Below are 17,823 nucleotides of genomic sequence, written 5' to 3'. Positions count from 1 at the left end.
CGTGCGCCCAGATTTTCCGGCCGGACCGGCCACCCGCTCCGCCATCTACTGGCTTGGCCTGCTGGCAGCGCTGAAGGCAGTGTCACTGGTCCTGATGGGGCAGGCCGTGGCTGCCATGCTGGCCGGGCTGGCCACCGGAAACGGGTCCTGGGCCGAGCAGCTGCCCTGGGGCCTGGCGGGCATTGTCCTCAGGTCCGCCACCGTGTGGGCCCAGGGCATCGCCGCGCGCCGCGCCGCGCTGGGCATCAAGGAGGAACTCCGCTCAGAACTGCTGGCCCGGGCCCTGCGGAACGGTGCACGCAGCACCGGCCCGGCCGACGGCGGGCTGGCTGTCCTGGCCACGCGCGGACTGGATGCGTTGGACAGCTACTACACGCAGTTCCTCCCCGCGCTGGTGAACTGCGCCGCGATCCCGCTGCTGCTCGGGGCACGCATCCTGTTCACCGACTGGGTCAGTGGGGCGGTGATTGTCCTGACAGTTCCGCTCGTTCCGCTGTTTATGGTGCTGATTGGCCGGTACACGGAGGACCATGTCCGCGAGGCCCAGGAAACCCTGACCCGGCTGTCCGCACACATGCTGGAGCTGGCCAAAGGCCTGCCCGTCCTGGTGGGACTGGGCCGTGCCACTGCGCAACGCAAGGCCCTCGAAGAGATCTCGGAGGAATACCGCGCCAGGACCATGGGGACACTGCGGACCGCATTCCTGTCTGCACTGGCGCTGGAACTCATCGCTACGATTTCCGTCGCAGTGGTTGCCGTATTCATCGGCGTCCGCCTGGTGCACGGCGACATGCCGCTTGAAGCCGGCCTGCTGGCGTTGATCCTCGCGCCGGACTGCTACCTGCCGCTCCGCGAGCTGGGCACGGCCCACCACGCCAGCGATGACGGCCGGGCGGCCCTGGCCGAGACCAGGAAAGTCACTGAAGTACCCGAGCCGCGTCCGCTGCCCGTACAGGGACGCGAAGCTGCCGCGTACGACGACGGCAGCCGGCGTTCCGTGCCCGGGTCCGGGGGAGTGACGGTCACCGACCTCACCGTCACGTACTCCGGACGGCCCGCGCCCGCCGTCGGGCCCTTAACGTTCACTGCCCCGCACGGGCTGATCACCGCCCTGGACGGCCCCAGCGGCGCCGGCAAAAGCACCGTCCTTGGTGTGCTGGCCGGGACCATCGGGGACGGCGGCGGAACCACAGTGTCCGGCCGCCTCTCCGGCCTGGCACGCAACGCGATCGCCTGGGTCCCGCAGCACCCGGTCATGGTGGCGGACTCCGTGCTCGAGGAGGTCATGCTGTACCTCGGTGGCGGAAGGAGCTCTGATACTCCGGCAGCAACCGAAGTGGCTGAGGATTGCCTGTTGGCGGCGGCTGCCGGGCACCTCGCCGGCCACCACCCGGCCGAACTGAGCCCCGGCGAGCTGCGGCGCGTTGCGTTGGCGCGCGGCCTGGCCCGCATCAGGTCCGGTGCCACGGTTCTGCTGCTCGACGAGCCCACCGCACACCTTGACGGGGTGTCGGCGGCGCTGGTGCAGGACTCGATCCGTGCGCTCCGGGGCCAGGTCACCGTCATCCTGGTGGCTCACGACCAGCAGACCCGCGAGCTGGCTGACCATCTGGTGCCCGTATCGGCCCACGGCATCACAGCGCCCTCCGACCGAGCTGTGCTGTCAGCAGGGACAGGGCCGTCCGGAATCGTGTCCACCGTGGAGCATAAGACGGCTCCGGAGACTGCCGGGCGTCGCCCGGCGAGAACGCAGAACCATGCGGCCGGGGATTCCCGCCCAAGCGGGACTGTCCGCCTCCTGGCCGGCCTGCTGTCACCGGTCGCTGGCCGGTTCACCGGCGCCGCGGTGGTGGGGACTTTTGCCGCCCTTTTCGCCGTTGCCCTGTCCGGCCTCTCAGGCTGGCTCATCATCAGGGCCAGCGAACAGCCGCCCATCCTGTACCTGCTCACTGCCATTGTCGGAGTGCGGTTCTTTGGGATCGGGCGCGCCGTCCTGCGCTACTGGGAACGGCTCCTGCTGCACGATGCCGTGTTCGGCGCCCTCACCCGCCTGCGCGGCCGGCTCTGGGAATCACTGAGCCGCAAGGCACTCTCACTCCGGCGGCTCCTGCAGGGCGGCAACGTCCTGGGTACGGTGATTGACGACGTCGACACCGTCCGGGACCTGCTGCCGCGGGTTGTGCTGCCGCCCGTCACGGCGCTGGCCGTGGCCGGTTCAGCGCTGGTGGCAACCGCCCTCGTGGCGCCTGCCGCGTTGCCGGCCATTGCCTTGGCAGCAGCGCTCAGCCTGTTCGTGGCGCCGGCCGCCGCCCTGTGGGGGGACCGCCGCTCGGCCACAGCGGAACAGAGCCTGCGCGCAGGCGTCCTGCGGCGCACGTCCGCTGCGCTGGATGCCCGGGCAGAGCTGCACGCGAACGGCATCGCGGGCACCGTCCTGGACGCGCTGCGCTCCGAGGACCGTTTGGCCACCCGGGCATCGCAGCGTTCCGCCTGGGCCGAAGGCCTCGGCCAGGCCATCACCGTCGCCGCCTGCGGCACCGCCGCTTTGGCTGCTGCCGTGCTGACCGCACCCCAGGTGCTGGCAGGAACCCTGGAGCCCGCCACCGCGGCGGTTGTTGTCCTGCTGCAGCTTGCACTCGTGGAACCGTACGCAGCGATGACGACGGCGGCGCGCCAGTACCCGGCCCTTCGCAGCGTTATGCGCCGGGTCGCTGAGTCAGGGGTGCTGGATGGCGGCGCCACGGAAACCGGGGCCGGCGACGGCCTGCATGCTGTCCCCGCCCGTTCGGGCGCCGCCGCGGGCGTTGAACTGGAAAGCGTCGGGGCGGCGTGGCCCGGCGGGGAACCTGTGTTCTCCGGGGTCTCCGCAACGGCCGGACCGGGCACCTGGCTGGCGGTCACGGGACCGTCCGGTGCGGGGAAGTCCACGCTGCTCGCCGTACTGCTGGGATTCCTGCCGGCCGCCACAGGCCGCGCGGCGGTGACCGGGACGACGGCCTGGTGCCCGCAGGAGGCACACCTGTTCGATTCCACGCTGCGGGGCAACCTGATGCTTGGCGTCCCCTCCCGGGAAGCGGTGCCGGGCGGGTCCCCGGTACGCAGCGTCCGCGACGACGTTGGTGCGGCTGCAGCAAGAGCGCTGGGTGCAGCGGGTGGGCCTGCCGCGGGTGCGCCTGCCGCCGTTGACGCCGAGCTGGAAGCGGCATTGGCCGCCGTCGGCCTCAGCGCCCTGGTGTCGCGGCTGCCGGCCGGGCTGGACACCCGGATCGGGCCGGGTGGTTCCTTCCTCAGCGGCGGCGAGCGGCAACGGCTGGCCGTGGCGCGGACCCTGCTGACGGGGGCCGAGGTTATCCTGCTCGACGAGCCCACGGCTCATCTGGACGCACAGTCGGGACGGGAAATGCTGGCAGACCTCCGCGCCGGCCTGAAAGACCGCACAGTGGTCATGGTCACCCACAATCCGGCCGACATCCAGCCGGATGACGCCCGGCTGGAGCTCTCGGCAGTGTCCCGGACGGGCACGGCTGCTTCGCTGGTGGGTTGAGTCCCCTCAGCCGTCCACATCGTGGAGGTGATGGACGACGTCGTGCAGGAAGTACTGGGCCAGCGTCAGGACCGTGAATCCGGAACCGTTGCTGCGCAGGCCCCGCCGTCCCCACTCTGACTCCCGGACGCCGGCAAAGGACTCGGCAATCTGCTTGCCCTCTGCCGTCAGTTCGGCGCTGACCACGGCGGGATCGGCATTGGCGTAATCCTTTTCGACTGCCGTGCGGTCCTGGTCCCAGTTCTCAAATCGGGCGCCGTCGGCGTCGAGCATAAGGTTCAGCCGCTGGTCGAACAGCGTGAAGACGTCGCGGACGTGGCAGGCATATTCCAGCGCCGACCACGTCCTGTCATCCGGGCGTTCTGCAACGTCAGGCCGGCGGAGGACGGCCCGCCAGCGCGGGAGCATGTTTTCCACGCTGCCCGGCACCGTGGCCGGTGTGGCGGTGGAAGCGTCGAAGGAGCACTCGGGGCACGGCCGGGAGAGGACCCAGGTCCAGTCCTTTTCATCAGGAATGATAGGCATGGCAGCAGTCTAGGACGGATCGCTCCAGGCCATGGCCGGACCCACCGCGTCCACTGCCTGGGACAGCGGAATCCCCGAACCGTCCCGCCGGCCGTGCTCCTGCGGCAGCGACCTGGCAATACCGGCGAGCGATGAGGCCTTCGCGGGTCCGTGCCCGGCCCACGCCAGCAGCAGCGTGTCTTCGCCCTTGAGGAACCTGTGGGCGCGAACGCCGGCTGTCGCACGGCCCTTGGCAGGGTATTCGGCGAAGGCCGTCACTTTCGCCGCACCCGGAGCGGTGCCCGGCAGGGCGCCGTTCGTGCCGGCAATGGTGACCACCACGGCGTCGTCGTCGGCGGCGGTGACCGCCCCGAAGAACAGCACCTGGTCCCCGGCGCCGAGCTTGATACCCACCATGCCGCCGGCTGTCCTGCCCTGGGCCCGGACGTTGGCAGCGCTGAAACGGAGCAGTTGAGCCTCACGGGTCAGGAACACCAGGTCGGTCTCCTCAGACCCGGCCGGCGCCACACCCACCACCTCGTCCTTGTCCTTGAGCGCGATGACTTCCCAGTCCTCGCGGTTCAGGGGGTAATCGGGCTGGACCCGCTTGACCACACCCTGGGCGGTGCCGATGGCCAGGACTTCATCCAGCGGGGCGAACGCCACCAGCGTTTCATTCTTCAGTAGCGTGATGAAGTCCTTGGCCGGAACACCGCCGGCGAGGTTGGGCAGGCCGGACATCGGCGGGAGCACCGGCATGTCCATGACCTGAAGCCGCAGCATCCGGCCCTGTGAGGTGACCGCCGCTATTTCCCCGCGGGCCGAGGTCTTGACCACTGAGCGGAAAACGTCGTGCTTGGCCCGCGGCCCGGACTCGGCGAGGGGCTCCTGGTTGGACGTGCGCGCGATCTGGCCCGACGCCGTCAGGATGGCCCAGCAGGGATCGTCCGAGATCTCCAGGGCGAGCGGCGCTGCCTTGCCCTTGCCGTTGGGGGCGGCCGCCAGGGCCGCGGCCACTGTGGGGGAGACGGCCTCGGATTCGAGCAGGACGGTCCGCCGCGGCGTCCCGTATTTTTCGGCGATTTCGCCGAGCTCGGAGGACACAAGCCCGCGCAGCCGCTCCTCGGAGCCGAGGATGGCTTCGAGCTCCGCGATCTCGCGGCGCAGCTCCTCCTGCTCCTTTTCAAGCTCGATCCGGGAGTACTTGGTCAGCTGCCGCAGCCGCAGTTCCAGGATGTAGTTGGCCTGGATTTCGGAAAGATCGTAGATGGACATCAAGCGGACCCTGGCCGCCGCCACCTCATCCGAGGAACGGATGATCTGGATGACCTCATCGATGTCCACGATGGCGATCAGCAGGCCCTCCACCAGGTGCAGGCGGTCCTTCTTCTTACCCAGCCGGAACGACGTCCGCCGGCGCACCACATCGATCCGGTGCTCCACGTACACGGAGAGCAGCTTCACCAGGCCGAGGGTCTGCGGCTGGCCGTCCACCAGGGTCACGTTGTTGATGCCGAAGGAATCCTCCATCGGCGAGTAACGGTAGAGCTGCTGGAGCACCGCGTTCGGGTTGAACCCGTTCTTCAGTTCGATGACCAGGCGCAGGCCATGCTGCCGGTCCGTCAGGTCAACGATGTCACTGATGCCGGTCAGCTTCTTGCTGTTGACCGCATCCTTGATCTTCTCGATCACCTTTTCCGGGCCCACCATGTACGGCAGTTCGGTGACCACCAGGCCGGTGCGCCGGGCCGAGAGCTGCTCGATCTCCACCTTCGCCCGGGTCTTGAAGGAACCGCGTCCGGTGGCGTAGGCGTCCCGGATGCCGTCCAGGCCAACGATCCGGCCGCCCGTTGGCAGGTCCGGTCCGGGCACAAAGCGCATGAGGTCATCGAGCGTCGCGTCCGGGTGGGCGATCAGGTGCCGCGCGGCGGAGATGACCTCCACCAGGTTGTGCGGGGCCATGTTGGTGGCCATTCCGACGGCGATGCCGGTGGCGCCGTTGACCAGCAGGTTGGGGAACGCGGCCGGGAGGACGTCCGGCTGGGTCAGCTGGTTGTCGTAGTTGGGGACAAAGTCCACCACATCTTCGTCGAGGTGGTCGGTCAGCGTCAGGGCTGCTGCCGCGAGCCGGGCCTCCGTGTACCGGGGGGCCGCGGGACCGTCGTCGAGGGAGCCGAAGTTGCCGTGGCCGTCAATCAGCGGCAGGCGCAGCGAGAAGTCCTGGGCCATCCGCACCATGGCGTCATAGATGGCGGTATCGCCGTGGGGGTGGAGCTTGCCCATGACCTCTCCCACCACCCGGGCGCTCTTGACGTGGCCGCGGTCCGGACGCAGGCCCATCTCACTCATCATGTACAGGATCCGGCGCTGGACCGGCTTGAGCCCGTCCCGGGCATCAGGCAGGGCCCTGGAGTAGATCACCGAATACGCATACTCCAGGAAGGAGCCTTCCATCTCGGACGTAACATCGATGTCCACGATGTTCTCGACGAAATCCTTGGGTGCGTCCCCGGCAGGGGCTGGGCTTTGGCGGCGGGCCATAGGGCTGGTGGATCCTTCTGGGTTACGGGTGGTGCTGTGGTCTGGGCGCAGGTGTGGAGGATAACTCCGGGCACACGGCCTGCACCGTCAGTTTGTGGTTAGGCTAAGCCTATGGTGGATCAGCCCGGGGACGGCGAATATCCGGAACATTGGGAAGCCGATGTCGTGCTCCGTGACGGCGGCACAGCCCATCTGAGGCCTATCCACCCCAGCGATGCGGACGCGGTCCAGGCTTTCCACACCGGGCAATCGCAGAACTCAATCTACATGCGCTTCTTCGCATTCAAGGCCCGGCTGTCCAGCAAGGAGCTCAAGCGCTTCACCGAAGTGGACTACAAGGACCGGGTTGCCCTGGTGATCACCTTCGGCGGCGAAATCCTGGGGATCGGCCGCTACGACAGGCTGGATGACCCCCTCGAAGCCGAAGTCGCATTCAACATCGCCGACGCCCACCAGGGCCGGGGAATCGGCTCAATCCTGCTCGAACACCTTGCCGCAGCCGCCCACGAAAACGGGATCCGCCGCTTCAGCGCCGAAGTGCTGCCCGAAAACCGCAAAATGCTGATGGTGTTCGCCGACGCCGGCTACGACGTCAAACGCCATTTCGACGACGGAGTGGTGAGCCTGGAGTTCAACATCGACCCCACCGAAAAGTCCCGGGCGGTGATGGAGTCACGCGAGCACCGCGCCGAGGCGAGGAGCGTCCGGGACCTGCTGGCGCCTTCGTCCATTGCAGTCATCGGCGCTAGCCGCAAGTGGGGGACCGTGGGGTACCAGCTGCTCGAACACATCATTGAAGGCGGTTTTTCCGGGCAGGTCTACGCCATCAACCCGGAGGCACTGGAGCTCGCCGGAATGCTGTCCTTCAGCCGGATTTCCGAGATCCCGGAGCCGGTGGGGCTGGCCGTGATCGCCGTCCCCTACGAGGAAGTGGCCACCGTGGTTGACCAGTGCGCCGCGGCCGGGGTCAAGGGGCTGGTGATTGCCTCCGCGGGCTTCGCGGACGACGGCGAACGCGGCCTCACCCGCCAGCGCAACCTGGTCCGCAAGGCCCGGGCCAACGGCATGAGGGTGATCGGGCCCGCGTCCCTGGGGATCGTGAACACCCATCCCGACGTGAAACTGAACGCCTCCATGGCGCCCTCACTACCGCGGCGCGGGGGCCTGGGCCTGTTCAGCCAGTCGGCGGCGATCGGTGTTTCCCTCTACGCGGCGTCTCACCGCCGCCGGCTGGGCCTTTCCACGTTCCTGTCGGCGGGCTACCGCGCGGACGTCTCCGGCAACGACATGATGCAGTTCTGGGAGGACGACGCCGACACCGCCGCGGTAGGCCTCTACCTGGAGTCGATCGGGAACCCCCGCAAATTCTCCCGGATCGCCCGGCGGCTCGCCCGCACCAAGCCCGTGGTGGTGGCAAAATCGGAAACCATGGGCCTGCGGCTGCCGCCTGGCCACGCCGTCCGGACCACCCAGGCGCCCGCCGGCGCGCTGGACGCCATGATGCGCCAGGCCGGCGTCATCCGGGTCGAGACCATCGAACAGCTGATGGACATCACGCAGATAGTGTCCGGCCAGCCGCTCCCGGCGGGGCCTGGACTGGCCATTTTCAGCAACTCCTTGGCGCTGGGCAAAGTGGTGGCGGACAGCGCCGAGGCCCACGGCCTGACCGTGGACGGCATCATCACCGACCTGGATCTCGACGCCGGCATGTCCCTGGCACTGCCGGCCCTCCGCCGCAGCCTAGAGGACACCCTCGCGTCCGATGCCGTCCACGCCGTAGTGGCCGCACTGCTCCCGGCGCGCGGCCTGACCGTTGACCATATTGCCGAGGTCCTGGCCGAATGCTCGGCCGCCGCCGGGAAACCGGTAGTCGCCGCCTTCACCGGCATCCTTGACCCCTCCATCTATGTGGAGGGCATGGTGGGAGGTGAGGGACAGACAGTGCCGTGCTTCTCCAACGCCGGAGCGGCTGTGGCGGCGCTCGCCGCCGTGGTGCGCTACGCGGAATGGGTGGCGCGGGACCCCGGCCACTTTGTCCAACCCGATGGCTGCGATCCGGAAAGCGCACGGATCCTGTTGGATCAGCTTCTGCCAGGTGTCCACGGGGAGCAGCTCAAGAGCCTGGAACCGGCGTCCGCGGCAGCGTTGCTGGCGCACTACGGTATTGCGGTGCTGCCGTCCGCCGGGTTCGACTCAGAAGACGAGGCGGTTGCTGCCGCCGGCAGGCTGGGCTGGCCCGTCGCGCTGAAAACCACAGACCCGGCACTTCGCCACCGCCTGGACCTGGGCGGAGTCCGCCTCGACATCGAAGATCCGGATTCCCTCCGCCGCAACATCGCGCAGATGCGGCGCTCGCTGGCACCCTACGGTTCGTCGGCACTGGAGGTGCAGTCCATGGCCCCCGTGGGGCAGGCATGCACGTTCCGGGCCATTGAGGATCCGCTGCTGGGGCCGGTGGTCTCCTTCGGGCTGGCCGGGGACGCGGTCAACCTGCTGGATGACTGGGCGCACCGCGTGCCTCCGCTGTCCGCAGCCGACGTGAAGGACTTCATCCGTGGGCCCCGGGCAGCCCGCAAACTCTTCGGCTACCAGGGCCTTCCCGCAGTGGATCTTGATGCTTTGGAGGAAGTCGCCGGGCGGCTGGCCTGGATGAAGGACAACCATCCGGAAATAGCCCTGGTGGAATTCAACCCGGTCCTCTGCGGAACCCAGGGCGTGTCCATCCTGGCCGCGGATATCCGGATCGGCAACCCAGCCCAGCGCACCGACAGTGCCCGCCGGGCCATGCTGGGCTGACCGCAGTTAGCATGTCCCCGGCCGATCTGTGAAAATGGGGGAATGAGCTCACAGCCTTCCCCGTCGACGCCTTCCACTTCCGGCAGTGACAACCAGGCAACCCGCCCCCACAGCTCACACAGCCACACGCCCCAGGGCCCGAGCCTGGACGGTGCGCTCCAGAAGGCCGGTTTCTACCCGCGGCTGGTGTCCGACGTCGTTGACGACGCCCTGGACGGCCGCGAATGCGTGGCCCACCTGGTGCACCTGGAAACCCACTTTGACCGGGCCGAAGTGCGCCGCCACATCACCGTGCTGGTCCTGACCGCCGACATGCTGGTGATCACCCACGTGGACGACCAGCAGCTCGATGAAGCCGGCGAACAGATCGTGGCCCAGATCTCCACCGAATCCGTGCCCGTCGCACAGATCCGCTCCGTGGTCCTGAGCTACATGTACTCCCAGCCGCAGGACTACAAGCCCTCGGATCCGGTCCGGGAAGTCACCCTCGCCATTGCCTGGTCCGGCGGCCAGCGGCTGGACATGGGGCCCGCGAGCTGCGGAGACCCGCAATGCGAGGCAGACCACGGCTACAGCGGCACCATTGCCCAGGAGGACATCGTCCTGCGGATCAGCGCCGAAGCCGACGGTCCCCAAGCCGTCCAGGACGCCAAACTCTTCGCCCGCGCCCTGCGGGCCGTGAACACCGGCTCCACGGCTCCCGCGCCGCACGCCGGCCAGACGCTCCAGCCCCGGCCCCGGACGGGTGTATTCGGAAACAGGCTTAGCCGCGGGCACCAGCAGCGCTGAGATGCCGGACCAAGGAAAAGCAACAGTCTCCTCAGCCTCTTCCGCAGCGGTTTCCCAAGTGGCCGCCCCGCAGCTGAGCATGCCGCCCGCGCCCGCCTTTGGCCGGCGGTCCATCGGGGATGTCCTCGCCAGCGCGGCCGCCAGCCTAGGGGTAGAAGGTTTCGCGAACACCCTGGGCCTTCCGCCGGCGACGCGCGTCTGCGTGGTCCTGGCCGACGGCCTGGGCCGGAACCTGCTCAAACAGAAGTCTGCCCACACACCCTTCCTGCGCTCCGTGATGCATTCCGGGCAGGGGGAAGTTCCTGTCTGGCTGGACTCCACGTTCCCCTCAACCACGGCCGCTGCCCTTGCCAGCTTCGGCACAGGACTCCCGCCAGGCCAGCACGGAATGGTGGGCTATGACGTCCTGGACCCGGACCAGGACAAAGTCGTCAACATGCTCGGCAACTGGGATGCCAAGGTGGACCCCGCTGAGTGGCAGCCGTTTCCTACCGTCTTCGAACGAGCCGCCGAATCCGTTAATGTGACCACGGTCAGCCTGCCGCAGTTCGGCAACTCGCCCATGACGCAGGCGGCCCTCCGCGGCGGGAATTTCGTCTCAGCCGTGACGGCCCACGCGCGAACAGAAGCCGCCGCCGAAGCCATGGACACCGCCGGCAAGTCCCTGATGTACTTCTACGTCAACGAACTGGATAAGGCCGGCCACCGGCACGGTTGCCAGTCTGAACAGTGGGAACACCAGCTCGAAGAGCTTGACGCAACCGTCAAACGGCTCAACGCGTCGCTCCCGGCCGGGACCACCGTCCTCCTCACGGCGGACCACGGGATGCTCGACGTCCCGGAACAGCAGCGGATCGACTTCTCGGCGGACGCGTCGCTTGTTGACGGCGTGCGGCATACGGCGGGGGAGCCCCGGATGGTCCATCTCTACCTTGAGGATCCGTCAGACGCCGTGGGCCGGGAGCGCTTGCTGGGTGCGTGGCGTGCCCGTTTCGGCGACAGGATCTGGGCCTTTACCCGGGAGGATGCCATCGCCGCCGGTCTGTTCGGGATGCTGCGCCCCGCCGTCGGGCCCCGGATTGGCGACATCATGATTGCGGCGCGGGACGCGCTGGCCCTCTACGACACACGCCGCGGGCGCCCCGCCGCCATGGAGGTGGTGGGCCAGCACGGCTCGCTGACCAAAGCCGAACGCGAAGTACCGCTGCTGTGCTTTAAGGCCGAAGGCACGCCACGGCGACGCTGAGGCGTCAGTCCCGCTTGGTCCCGAAGACGATCTCGTCCCAGCTGGGAACCGTGGACCGCTTCGGTTTTGCGGGCTGCCGTTCAGGCTGGTCCGCTTCATGGTCGTGGTGCTGGCCGGATCCTGCGTCAGCGGTGCCGGCCGTATAGGCTGCCCGGCGGGGGCTTCCGCCGCCCAGTAGTTCGTCCAGGCCCACGTTCGGCCCGGCACGTCCCGGCCCTGACTCTCCGGGGGTACCCTGTCCGGCGGGGCGGAGCGGGGACGCCACTATGGTGATTTCCCTCGTGTCAGTGCTGACGCCGTCGTGCAGTTTCAGGACGTCATCATCCTCTGAGGCCCTGTGCGGCGGGATGAGGCTCAGCCGGGATAGCATTGACGGCCGCGCGTCACGCTTGCGGGTGAGGGGATCAGCTGTTGCGGCAGGCGCGGCGTCGTTCGCCGCGGTGGACTCGGCGGGAACTGCCTCCGGGGTTTCCGGCTCGCGGTACTGCTGTTCCTTGGAGTCCCTTTCAGGGACCACCTCGGAGGGACGTGGATGGGCGGCGGGCACGCCGTGGGTCAGCAACAGTGCCAGGGCGTCGTCCGCGTCCTCGTCGACGCCCAGGCGCTGGCCGCGGCGTGAACGGAGCATATCCAGGAGTCCGTCAGATTCCCTGGCCTGCGGGACGGAATGCGGACCGGTGGAATTTCGGGCGGCCGCTGCTTCCGCATCGGTTTCAAAGTCAAACGGCCGGTCCGAGACGGCAGTGAGACGGCGGGCCGGAACGGGACCGTCCAGCGGTTCCAGCTCACTGAGCTGCTGGGCCCAGCGGTTGGCGTTCTGGAGCGACTTGCGGGCCGGACTGAACGTCCACTGCGCAGGCGGCTCTTCCCCGATGCCGGAGGTGCCGTCCTTTTTGGCTTCAAAACGGGCCACCACGGTCCAGTTGCCGTCCTGGCGCCGCCACGAATCCCACTCCACGGTGGAAGGTTCAATCCCGTGGGCTGAGAGCCGGTGGTTGACCATGCCGTTGAGGGAAGCCGGGTGGTCGCCGAAAATGGAGCGGTAGGTGTCATGGCCGGGGGAGGGCGAAGCCACTTCCACCTTCCGCGCCTGTTGCGCTACATACTCCCGCTCGGCAAGGACAGGGCCCTCATACCGCTCGACTTTTGCGAGGGGAAGCCCGGAAAGCTCAGCCACCTCCGCTGCGGTGGCACCGCTGCGGATCCGTGACTGGATGTCCCGCGGGGACATGGCGATGGGCGCAGCCGCAGACGCGGTCTTCGCCGAAGACCGGCTGGCCGCCCGCAGTGCTTCATCGATCGGCAGCTGGAACATCTCGCCGCCGGCACCGCTCAACAGGAGATGCTCCCCGTCGTCGTGTACGCCTACAAGCCGTAGATCCTGCATACAAATCCTCCACCCTGGCATTACTATCAATCGAAACTCTGCCACTCAGCGGCACCCTTTTGGGTTAGGAGCAAGGGCGCGCCGCGATATTCCGGCACTTTCGGACGCCATTGTGGTCAGCAGTGGGGGTTTGCGCAGTGCCAGCGGACCGGGGGCACAAACAGGAGGTGTCCGGCGTTATCAAGGGTGTCACCCGCTGACCGGAAAGGGACGGAGCCGAGATGGCCACCGACTACGATGCGCCGCGAAAATCCGAAGAAGACCTCACCGAGGATTCGCTGGAAGATCTGAAAACCCGGCAATCAGATAAACCGACGGCCGCGGTTGATGTGGACGAAAGCGACCTCGCCGCAGGTTACGAGCTTCCCGGGGCGGACCTGTCCGGCGAGGAGCTGCTGGTACTGGTGGTGCCTCCGCAGGCGGACGAGTTTACGTGTTCCTCGTGCTTCCTGGTCCGGCACCGTTCGCAGATTGCGCGGGAAAAAGACGGCCACTTCTATTGCAGGGAGTGCGAGGGCTGATCCGGGGTGCCTATTTCCGCGAAAGCGCGGCAGCGAGTTCCTCGGGCCGCCTGGACGACGTCAGCCAATAGGGGGTCCGGTCAGACGGGTCCGTGATTTCGATCCGCACCACCGGGTCGATCCAGCCACGGATACACAGGTAGGCGAGGCCATTGAGCCGGGTCCCCCGCTGGGCCGTGGCGTCCTTACCGTGGAACGCTGCCGCGTCGCCGACGAAGCGGCGCTCAATGGTGGCGCGTCCTACCGTCAAGGCGTCACTGGTGACCAGGATCGTCGGAGTGGACAGCACTAGCAGGACAGCCATGATGGTGAACAGGACGCCGGCCGCCGTATAGCCCGCAACCATGCTGATCGGGGCGAAAACGAGGATCCCGGCACCGGAGATCCCCGCCGCGATGATCCAGATCCAGACGTTCGGCCACAGCCTCTCCCGGAAAACTGCCGGGGTGCCGGCAGAGGGGGCGTCAGGGACGGGCGCGGTGGAGCTGGATTCGGGCATGCCCCCAGCTTTCCACCTTTGGCTGGCTATTTCATCTTGGGTTCATCCTGTCTTGGCCTGCGGCGTCCCCTTGAATCTAGGACGGAACTGCGGCTGGGCGTTAGAGTGAGTGACTGTGACTGACGAACTTGCCACTGTTGAAACCGTTCCTGACAAAGAGCTGGCCGGCTCTGCACCGGATACAGCCGCAGCCTACGGGGCCCCGACGCTTCAGGTGCAGCTGAAAATGCTCGACGCCGGGCTGGAGGCACCGTCCTATGCCCACCCCGGCGACGCGGGAGCTGACCTGCGGGCTCGGGACGATGTGGTCCTGGCACCGGGGGAGCGGAAGCTGGTGGCTACCGGTGTTTCCATCGCGCTGCCGGACGGGTTTGTAGCCCTGATCCACCCTCGCTCCGGCCTGGCCACGAAGCATGGGCTGACTATCGTCAATGCGCCCGGCACTGTGGATGCCGGTTATCGCGGGGAAATTTCCGTGACCCTCCTCAACACCGATTCCAGGAACGCCATCGAGCTGCGGCGCGGCGATAGAATTGCACAGATGGTGATCCAGCGGGTGGAATATGCGCAGTTTGTCCCCGTCAACGAATTGAGCGAATCGGTGCGGGGAGCCGGCGGATTCGGATCCACCGGCGGCTTCACCTCGCCAAACGCCTGACACAGCCGACGGCGGCAACGAGAGTTGGTTGCCCGCGGCAGCAAGACTTCCGACGGTACCCACCGGGCCCGGCGAGTCACTTTCACAACTAAGGAGACAATCCCCATGTTTTTTGGGCTCGGTAGGAAATCAAAGAAGGAACAGCCGGCCGACCCGGACGAATCCCAGGCCTCAGTGGAATCAACGGATTCCGCTGACACGGCCTCGGCGGACGCCGGGCGTCGGGTTTCGGGCCCCTTTGATGTTTCCGAGGTCCCCAGCCGCGAGGGTTATGTTGACCTTGGTGCGCTGCTGATTTCCCCGAGCGAGGGGCTCCAGCTCCGGCTCGAAGTTGAGGAAGCCACCCAGCGCGTGGTCGCTGTGACCATGGACCTGAACGGCTCCAGCCTTCAGCTGCAGGCGTTTGCTGCTCCCAAGACCGAGGGGCTGTGGGACGAGATCCGCGAACAGATCGGTCAGTCCGTGGGAAGCCAGGGCGGGCAGGTTGAAGAAGTCCAGGGTGGCTTCGGAACCGAACTGATCGCCAAACTGCCCGCCGGTGCACAGGACGGCAGCCAGGGCTACCGGGTGGCGCGCTTCATAGGCATCGACGGGCCGCGTTGGTTCCTGCGCGGCGTCCTGGGCGGCGCGGCAGCGATGGAGCGCGAGGCTGCGGCACCGCTTGAGTCCCTTTTCCGCAAGATTGTGGTCATCCGGGGCGACAGCCCCATGCCGCCCCGGGACCTGCTTCAGCTGCGGCTGCCCAAGGATGCCAGCGTCACGCCGCCGCCTGGTGCCCCCGAATTCAATGCCCCCGAGTTCAAGGGCCCCGAACGTGGTCCGGAAACCACCCAGATTGGCTGATTCCCGCCAAGGTCCCCCGGGCTCCTCCCCGGACGCGGGGATGCCGGTCAGCCGGCTGCCGGAACGGGGGAGGGTGGTGTGCCAGGGGCACATCGAATCGGTCACGTACATGCCCGCGGACCGGAACGCGGCATTCACCGCCATTGTCTCGGACCCCGACATTCGCGAGACGGGCGCCAAACCGGCACAGGGAACGGGTGGCCGCCTGCGTGTGGTCTGGCTGGGGCGGCGCAGGGTGCCGGGCATCGAGGCCGGGACCGTAGTCCGCCTTGAGGGCATGCTGTCCCAAAGCCAAGGCCTGCCCACCATGTTCAATCCACGCTATGAAATACTTTCCCGCCAGGAGAACGAATGACCTCGCCCCAGCAGCCCGAGCCGTCCAAACAGCCCGAGCCGTCCGCGGTGAAGGGACTTGCTGAGGGCTATGCGGCCAAAGCCGGCCTGCACCGCACCCATGACGGCCGGATCGATGTCCTCAAGAGCGCCGGAGGAATCCAGGGCATCGCCGAGAGCATTGTGCCCGGCCTGGTCTTCCTGATCGCCTTTACCATCACGCGGGACCTGACGCCGTCGTTGGTGGCCGCGCTGGCCTCCGCCGCGGTGTTTACGGTGGTCCGCCTCGTCCAGCGGCGCCCGCTGACCCAGGCCCTCGCCGGAGTGGTGGGGGTGGGAATCTCGGCCTGGCTCGCCAACACTACCGGCAAGGCCGAGGACTTCTACCTGCCGGGCTTCTTCACGAACACCGCCTACATCCTCGCCATGGTGGTCTCCATCGCGATCAAGTGGCCGGTGGCCGGCCTGCTGTTCGGGATCATCCGCAACGAAGGGCTGGACTGGCGCAAGGATCCCGCGCGGCTCAAGGCTTACCGCCTGGGCACGTGGATCATTGTGGCGGTCCTGGTACTTCGGCTGGTGGTCCAGGTTCCCCTGTACCTGATGGGCGAGGACGGACTGGCCGCCCTGGCCACGACCCGCCTGATCATGGGGGCGCCGCTCTATATCCTGGGCGTCTGGATCGCGTGGCTGCTCACCCGGCCGGTACCGGCGGACGCCGATACTCCGACGTCGGATCAGCCGCCGAAGCCGTCGTCCTCCGGCGCCTGAGTTTCGGCAGGCTGCACGCCTTCGGGCTCATGGGAGGCCTCCTCCGGCTCCTCCGCTGATTCGGGCGACAGCAGCGCCCGCAACTCGTCCTCGGCCGCAATGGTGGTGACGAAGAACAACTCGTCCCCGCCATCGATCACGTCATCTCGGCTGGGAGTGATGGGCGCGTGGTCCCGGAGGATTGCCACGAGCGTGGCGTCCTCGGGCCAATGGATGTCGCCGACCGTCAGGCCAATGACGTGGGAATCGTGCGGCACCGTGAACTCCACCAGCGAAGCGACGCCGGTCTGCAGCGTCAGGAGCCGTACCAGGTCACCGATCTCCACCGCCTCCTCCACAAGCGCGGTCATCAGCTGGGGGGTGTTGACGGCAACGTCCACGCCCCAGGAGTCGTTGAACATCCAGTCGTTCTTGGGGTTGTTGACCCGGCCCACCGTGCGGCCCACGCCGAATTCGGTCTTGGCCAGGAGCGAGACCACCAGGTTCACCTTGTCATCGCCCGTGGCTGAAACAACGACGTCGGCGTCCTCCACTTTCGCTCCCTGCAGGGTGCTGAGCTCGCAGGCGTCGCCCACCAGCCAGTGCGCGCCGCGCAGCCCGCTGCGCCCGATGACCTCAGGTTTGAGGTCGATCAGCAGGATTTCGTGCTTGTGGGCCAGCAGTTCCCTGGCGATCGATGACCCGACGCTGCCGGCGCCGACGATGACAACTTTCACTACAACTCCTTGGCGGGTGCTTTGGCCAGAATCTGGGCGACCTGGGAACTGCGGTCCACCGGCAGCATGGCGTGGACTGTGTCGCCGTCCTGGTACGAAGTCCCGGTTTCGGGGAGCATGCCCTCGCCGAACCTGGTGAGGTATGCCACCCGGATGTCGGCAGCTTTTTCGACCGCGCTGATCCGGTGGCCGATCCAGCCGGCGTCGAGGTCCACTTCGGCGAGGACCAGCCGGCCGGAAGGCTCGCGGAAATCGCCGGCGAGATGCTGTTCAGGCAGGATGCGGCGCAAGACCTGGTCTGCGCTCCATCGGACGGCGGCAACGGTGGGGATGCCGAGCCGTTGGTAGATCTCGGCCCTGCCGGGGTCGTAGATCCTGGCCACCACGTGGGGGACGTGGAACGTTTCGCGAGCCACGCGGGTGGCGAGGATGTTGGAGTTGTCACCGCTTGAAACAGCCGCGAAGGCGTACGCCTCGGCCACGCCGGCCTGCTGGAGCGTGTCCCGGTCGAAGCCCACGCCGGTGACTTTCCGGCCGGTGAAGCCCTGCCGAAGCCGGCGGAACGCGCGGTCGTCCTGGTCGATGATGGCGACGGAATGACCGGCGTCCTCCAGCGTATGCGCCAGAGTGGCCCCTACCCGGCCACATCCCATGATCACGAAATGCGCCACCGTA

General features: G+C 67.5%; 15 protein-coding genes. 9 read left to right on the top strand and 6 right to left on the bottom strand.

Annotated elements, in window-relative coordinates:
* Nucleotide 1: 1 nt before the first annotated feature.
* Complete coding sequence (gene cydD, locus NG696_RS15320) at nucleotides 2-3,544, top strand: thiol reductant ABC exporter subunit CydD (RefSeq protein ID WP_252576075.1); 3,543 nt, start codon at nucleotides 2-4, stop codon at nucleotides 3,542-3,544.
* Between the two features lie 6 nt (nucleotides 3,545-3,550).
* Here the strand turns inward: cydD and NG696_RS15315 are convergent, their stop codons facing one another.
* Nucleotides 3,551-4,069: a DinB family protein gene (locus NG696_RS15315; RefSeq protein WP_252569206.1), complete on the bottom strand. Its 519-nt coding sequence runs from the start codon at nucleotides 4,067-4,069 to the stop codon at nucleotides 3,551-3,553.
* A gap of 9 nt (nucleotides 4,070-4,078) precedes the next feature.
* On the bottom strand, nucleotides 4,079-6,589 hold the full coding sequence (locus NG696_RS15310; protein WP_252576074.1) for a DNA gyrase/topoisomerase IV subunit A: 2,511 nt from the start codon (nucleotides 6,587-6,589) through the stop codon (nucleotides 4,079-4,081).
* 111 nt (nucleotides 6,590-6,700) lie between these two features.
* Here NG696_RS15310 and NG696_RS15305 point away from each other — a divergent pair, with 111 nt between their 5' ends.
* From NG696_RS15305 to NG696_RS15295, 3 genes are all read left to right on the top strand, one after another.
* Nucleotides 6,701-9,385, top strand: coding sequence for a bifunctional acetate--CoA ligase family protein/GNAT family N-acetyltransferase (locus NG696_RS15305; RefSeq protein ID WP_252576073.1), 2,685 nt, complete (start codon nucleotides 6,701-6,703; stop codon nucleotides 9,383-9,385).
* Nucleotides 9,386-9,427: 42 nt separating this feature from the next.
* The gene (locus tag NG696_RS15300; protein ID WP_252569200.1) at nucleotides 9,428-10,174 is read left to right on the top strand and encodes a DUF5998 family protein; all 747 of its coding nucleotides are present in this window, start codon (nucleotides 9,428-9,430) and stop codon (nucleotides 10,172-10,174) included.
* A 79-nt stretch (nucleotides 10,175-10,253) separates the two neighbouring features.
* Nucleotides 10,254-11,420: an alkaline phosphatase family protein gene (locus NG696_RS15295; protein ID WP_252576121.1), complete on the top strand. Its 1,167-nt coding sequence runs from the start codon at nucleotides 10,254-10,256 to the stop codon at nucleotides 11,418-11,420.
* Between the two features lie 4 nt (nucleotides 11,421-11,424).
* Here NG696_RS15295 and sepH read toward each other — a convergent pair whose 3' ends face one another.
* Nucleotides 11,425-12,807, bottom strand: a complete 1,383-nt coding sequence (gene sepH, locus NG696_RS15290) for a septation protein SepH (protein ID WP_252576072.1) — start codon at nucleotides 12,805-12,807, stop codon at nucleotides 11,425-11,427.
* 221 nt (nucleotides 12,808-13,028) lie between these two features.
* Between sepH and NG696_RS15285 the strand changes: the two genes are divergently transcribed.
* The gene (locus NG696_RS15285; protein WP_252569196.1) at nucleotides 13,029-13,328 is read left to right on the top strand and encodes a DUF4193 domain-containing protein; all 300 of its coding nucleotides are present in this window, start codon (nucleotides 13,029-13,031) and stop codon (nucleotides 13,326-13,328) included.
* Nucleotides 13,329-13,338: 10 nt separating this feature from the next.
* Here NG696_RS15285 and NG696_RS15280 read toward each other — a convergent pair whose 3' ends face one another.
* Nucleotides 13,339-13,827, bottom strand: coding sequence for a DUF3093 domain-containing protein (locus tag NG696_RS15280; protein WP_252569194.1), 489 nt, complete (start codon nucleotides 13,825-13,827; stop codon nucleotides 13,339-13,341).
* A 115-nt stretch (nucleotides 13,828-13,942) separates the two neighbouring features.
* On the opposite strand from NG696_RS15280, the gene dut reads away from it, so the two are divergent.
* From dut to NG696_RS15260, 4 genes are all read left to right on the top strand, one after another.
* On the top strand, nucleotides 13,943-14,485 hold the full coding sequence (gene dut / locus NG696_RS15275; protein WP_252569192.1) for a dUTP diphosphatase: 543 nt from the start codon (nucleotides 13,943-13,945) through the stop codon (nucleotides 14,483-14,485).
* Nucleotides 14,486-14,590: 105 nt separating this feature from the next.
* Nucleotides 14,591-15,328: a DUF3710 domain-containing protein gene (locus tag NG696_RS15270; RefSeq protein WP_252569189.1), complete on the top strand. Its 738-nt coding sequence runs from the start codon at nucleotides 14,591-14,593 to the stop codon at nucleotides 15,326-15,328.
* Nucleotides 15,321-15,683 carry a single stranded DNA-binding domain-containing protein gene (locus tag NG696_RS15265; RefSeq protein ID WP_374208706.1) on the top strand — a complete coding sequence of 121 codons (363 nt, stop codon included), beginning with the start codon at nucleotides 15,321-15,323 and terminating at the stop codon, nucleotides 15,681-15,683. Before NG696_RS15270 ends, NG696_RS15265 begins: the two co-directional genes overlap by 8 nt.
* Nucleotides 15,680-16,432, top strand: a complete 753-nt coding sequence (locus tag NG696_RS15260) for a DUF3159 domain-containing protein (RefSeq protein WP_252569186.1) — start codon at nucleotides 15,680-15,682, stop codon at nucleotides 16,430-16,432. The genes NG696_RS15265 and NG696_RS15260 overlap by 4 nt, the downstream gene beginning before the upstream one ends.
* Here the strand turns inward: NG696_RS15260 and NG696_RS15255 are convergent.
* The gene (locus tag NG696_RS15255) at nucleotides 16,399-17,148 is read right to left on the bottom strand and encodes a potassium channel family protein (RefSeq protein WP_252569183.1); all 750 of its coding nucleotides are present in this window, start codon (nucleotides 17,146-17,148) and stop codon (nucleotides 16,399-16,401) included. The two genes, NG696_RS15260 and NG696_RS15255, sit on opposite strands and share 34 nt — an antisense overlap.
* Nucleotides 17,148-17,819 carry a potassium channel family protein gene (locus NG696_RS15250; protein WP_252569179.1) on the bottom strand — a complete coding sequence of 224 codons (672 nt, stop codon included), beginning with the start codon at nucleotides 17,817-17,819 and terminating at the stop codon, nucleotides 17,148-17,150. The genes NG696_RS15255 and NG696_RS15250 overlap by 1 nt, the downstream gene beginning before the upstream one ends.
* Nucleotides 17,820-17,823 lie beyond the last annotated feature (4 nt).

Source organism: Pseudarthrobacter cellobiosi, assembly GCF_023913755.1.
GTDB classification, from domain to species: domain Bacteria; phylum Actinomycetota; class Actinomycetes; order Actinomycetales; family Micrococcaceae; genus Arthrobacter; species Arthrobacter cellobiosi.
The sequence above is the reverse complement of the archived record's forward strand: the minus strand, read 5'-3'. Positions and strand labels throughout refer to the sequence as shown.

Excerpts from the sequence above, each read along its gene's own strand:
- NG696_RS15315 (WP_252569206.1), bottom strand. The coding sequence starts at position 4,069 with ATGCCTATCATTCCTGATGAAAAGGACTGGACCTGGGTCCTCTCCCGG.
- NG696_RS15310 (WP_252576074.1), bottom strand. The coding sequence starts at position 6,589 with ATGGCCCGCCGCCAAAGCCCAGCCCCTGCCGGGGACGCACCCAAGGAT.
- NG696_RS15305 (WP_252576073.1), top strand. The coding sequence starts at position 6,701 with ATGGTGGATCAGCCCGGGGACGGCGAATATCCGGAACATTGGGAAGCC.
- NG696_RS15300 (WP_252569200.1), top strand. The coding sequence starts at position 9,428 with ATGAGCTCACAGCCTTCCCCGTCGACGCCTTCCACTTCCGGCAGTGAC.
- NG696_RS15295 (WP_252576121.1), top strand. The coding sequence starts at position 10,254 with ATGCCGCCCGCGCCCGCCTTTGGCCGGCGGTCCATCGGGGATGTCCTC.
- sepH (WP_252576072.1), bottom strand. The coding sequence starts at position 12,807 with ATGCAGGATCTACGGCTTGTAGGCGTACACGACGACGGGGAGCATCTC.
- NG696_RS15285 (WP_252569196.1), top strand. The coding sequence starts at position 13,029 with ATGGCCACCGACTACGATGCGCCGCGAAAATCCGAAGAAGACCTCACC.
- NG696_RS15280 (WP_252569194.1), bottom strand. The coding sequence starts at position 13,827 with ATGCCCGAATCCAGCTCCACCGCGCCCGTCCCTGACGCCCCCTCTGCC.
- NG696_RS15270 (WP_252569189.1), top strand. The coding sequence starts at position 14,591 with ATGTTTTTTGGGCTCGGTAGGAAATCAAAGAAGGAACAGCCGGCCGAC.
- NG696_RS15260 (WP_252569186.1), top strand. The coding sequence starts at position 15,680 with ATGACCTCGCCCCAGCAGCCCGAGCCGTCCAAACAGCCCGAGCCGTCC.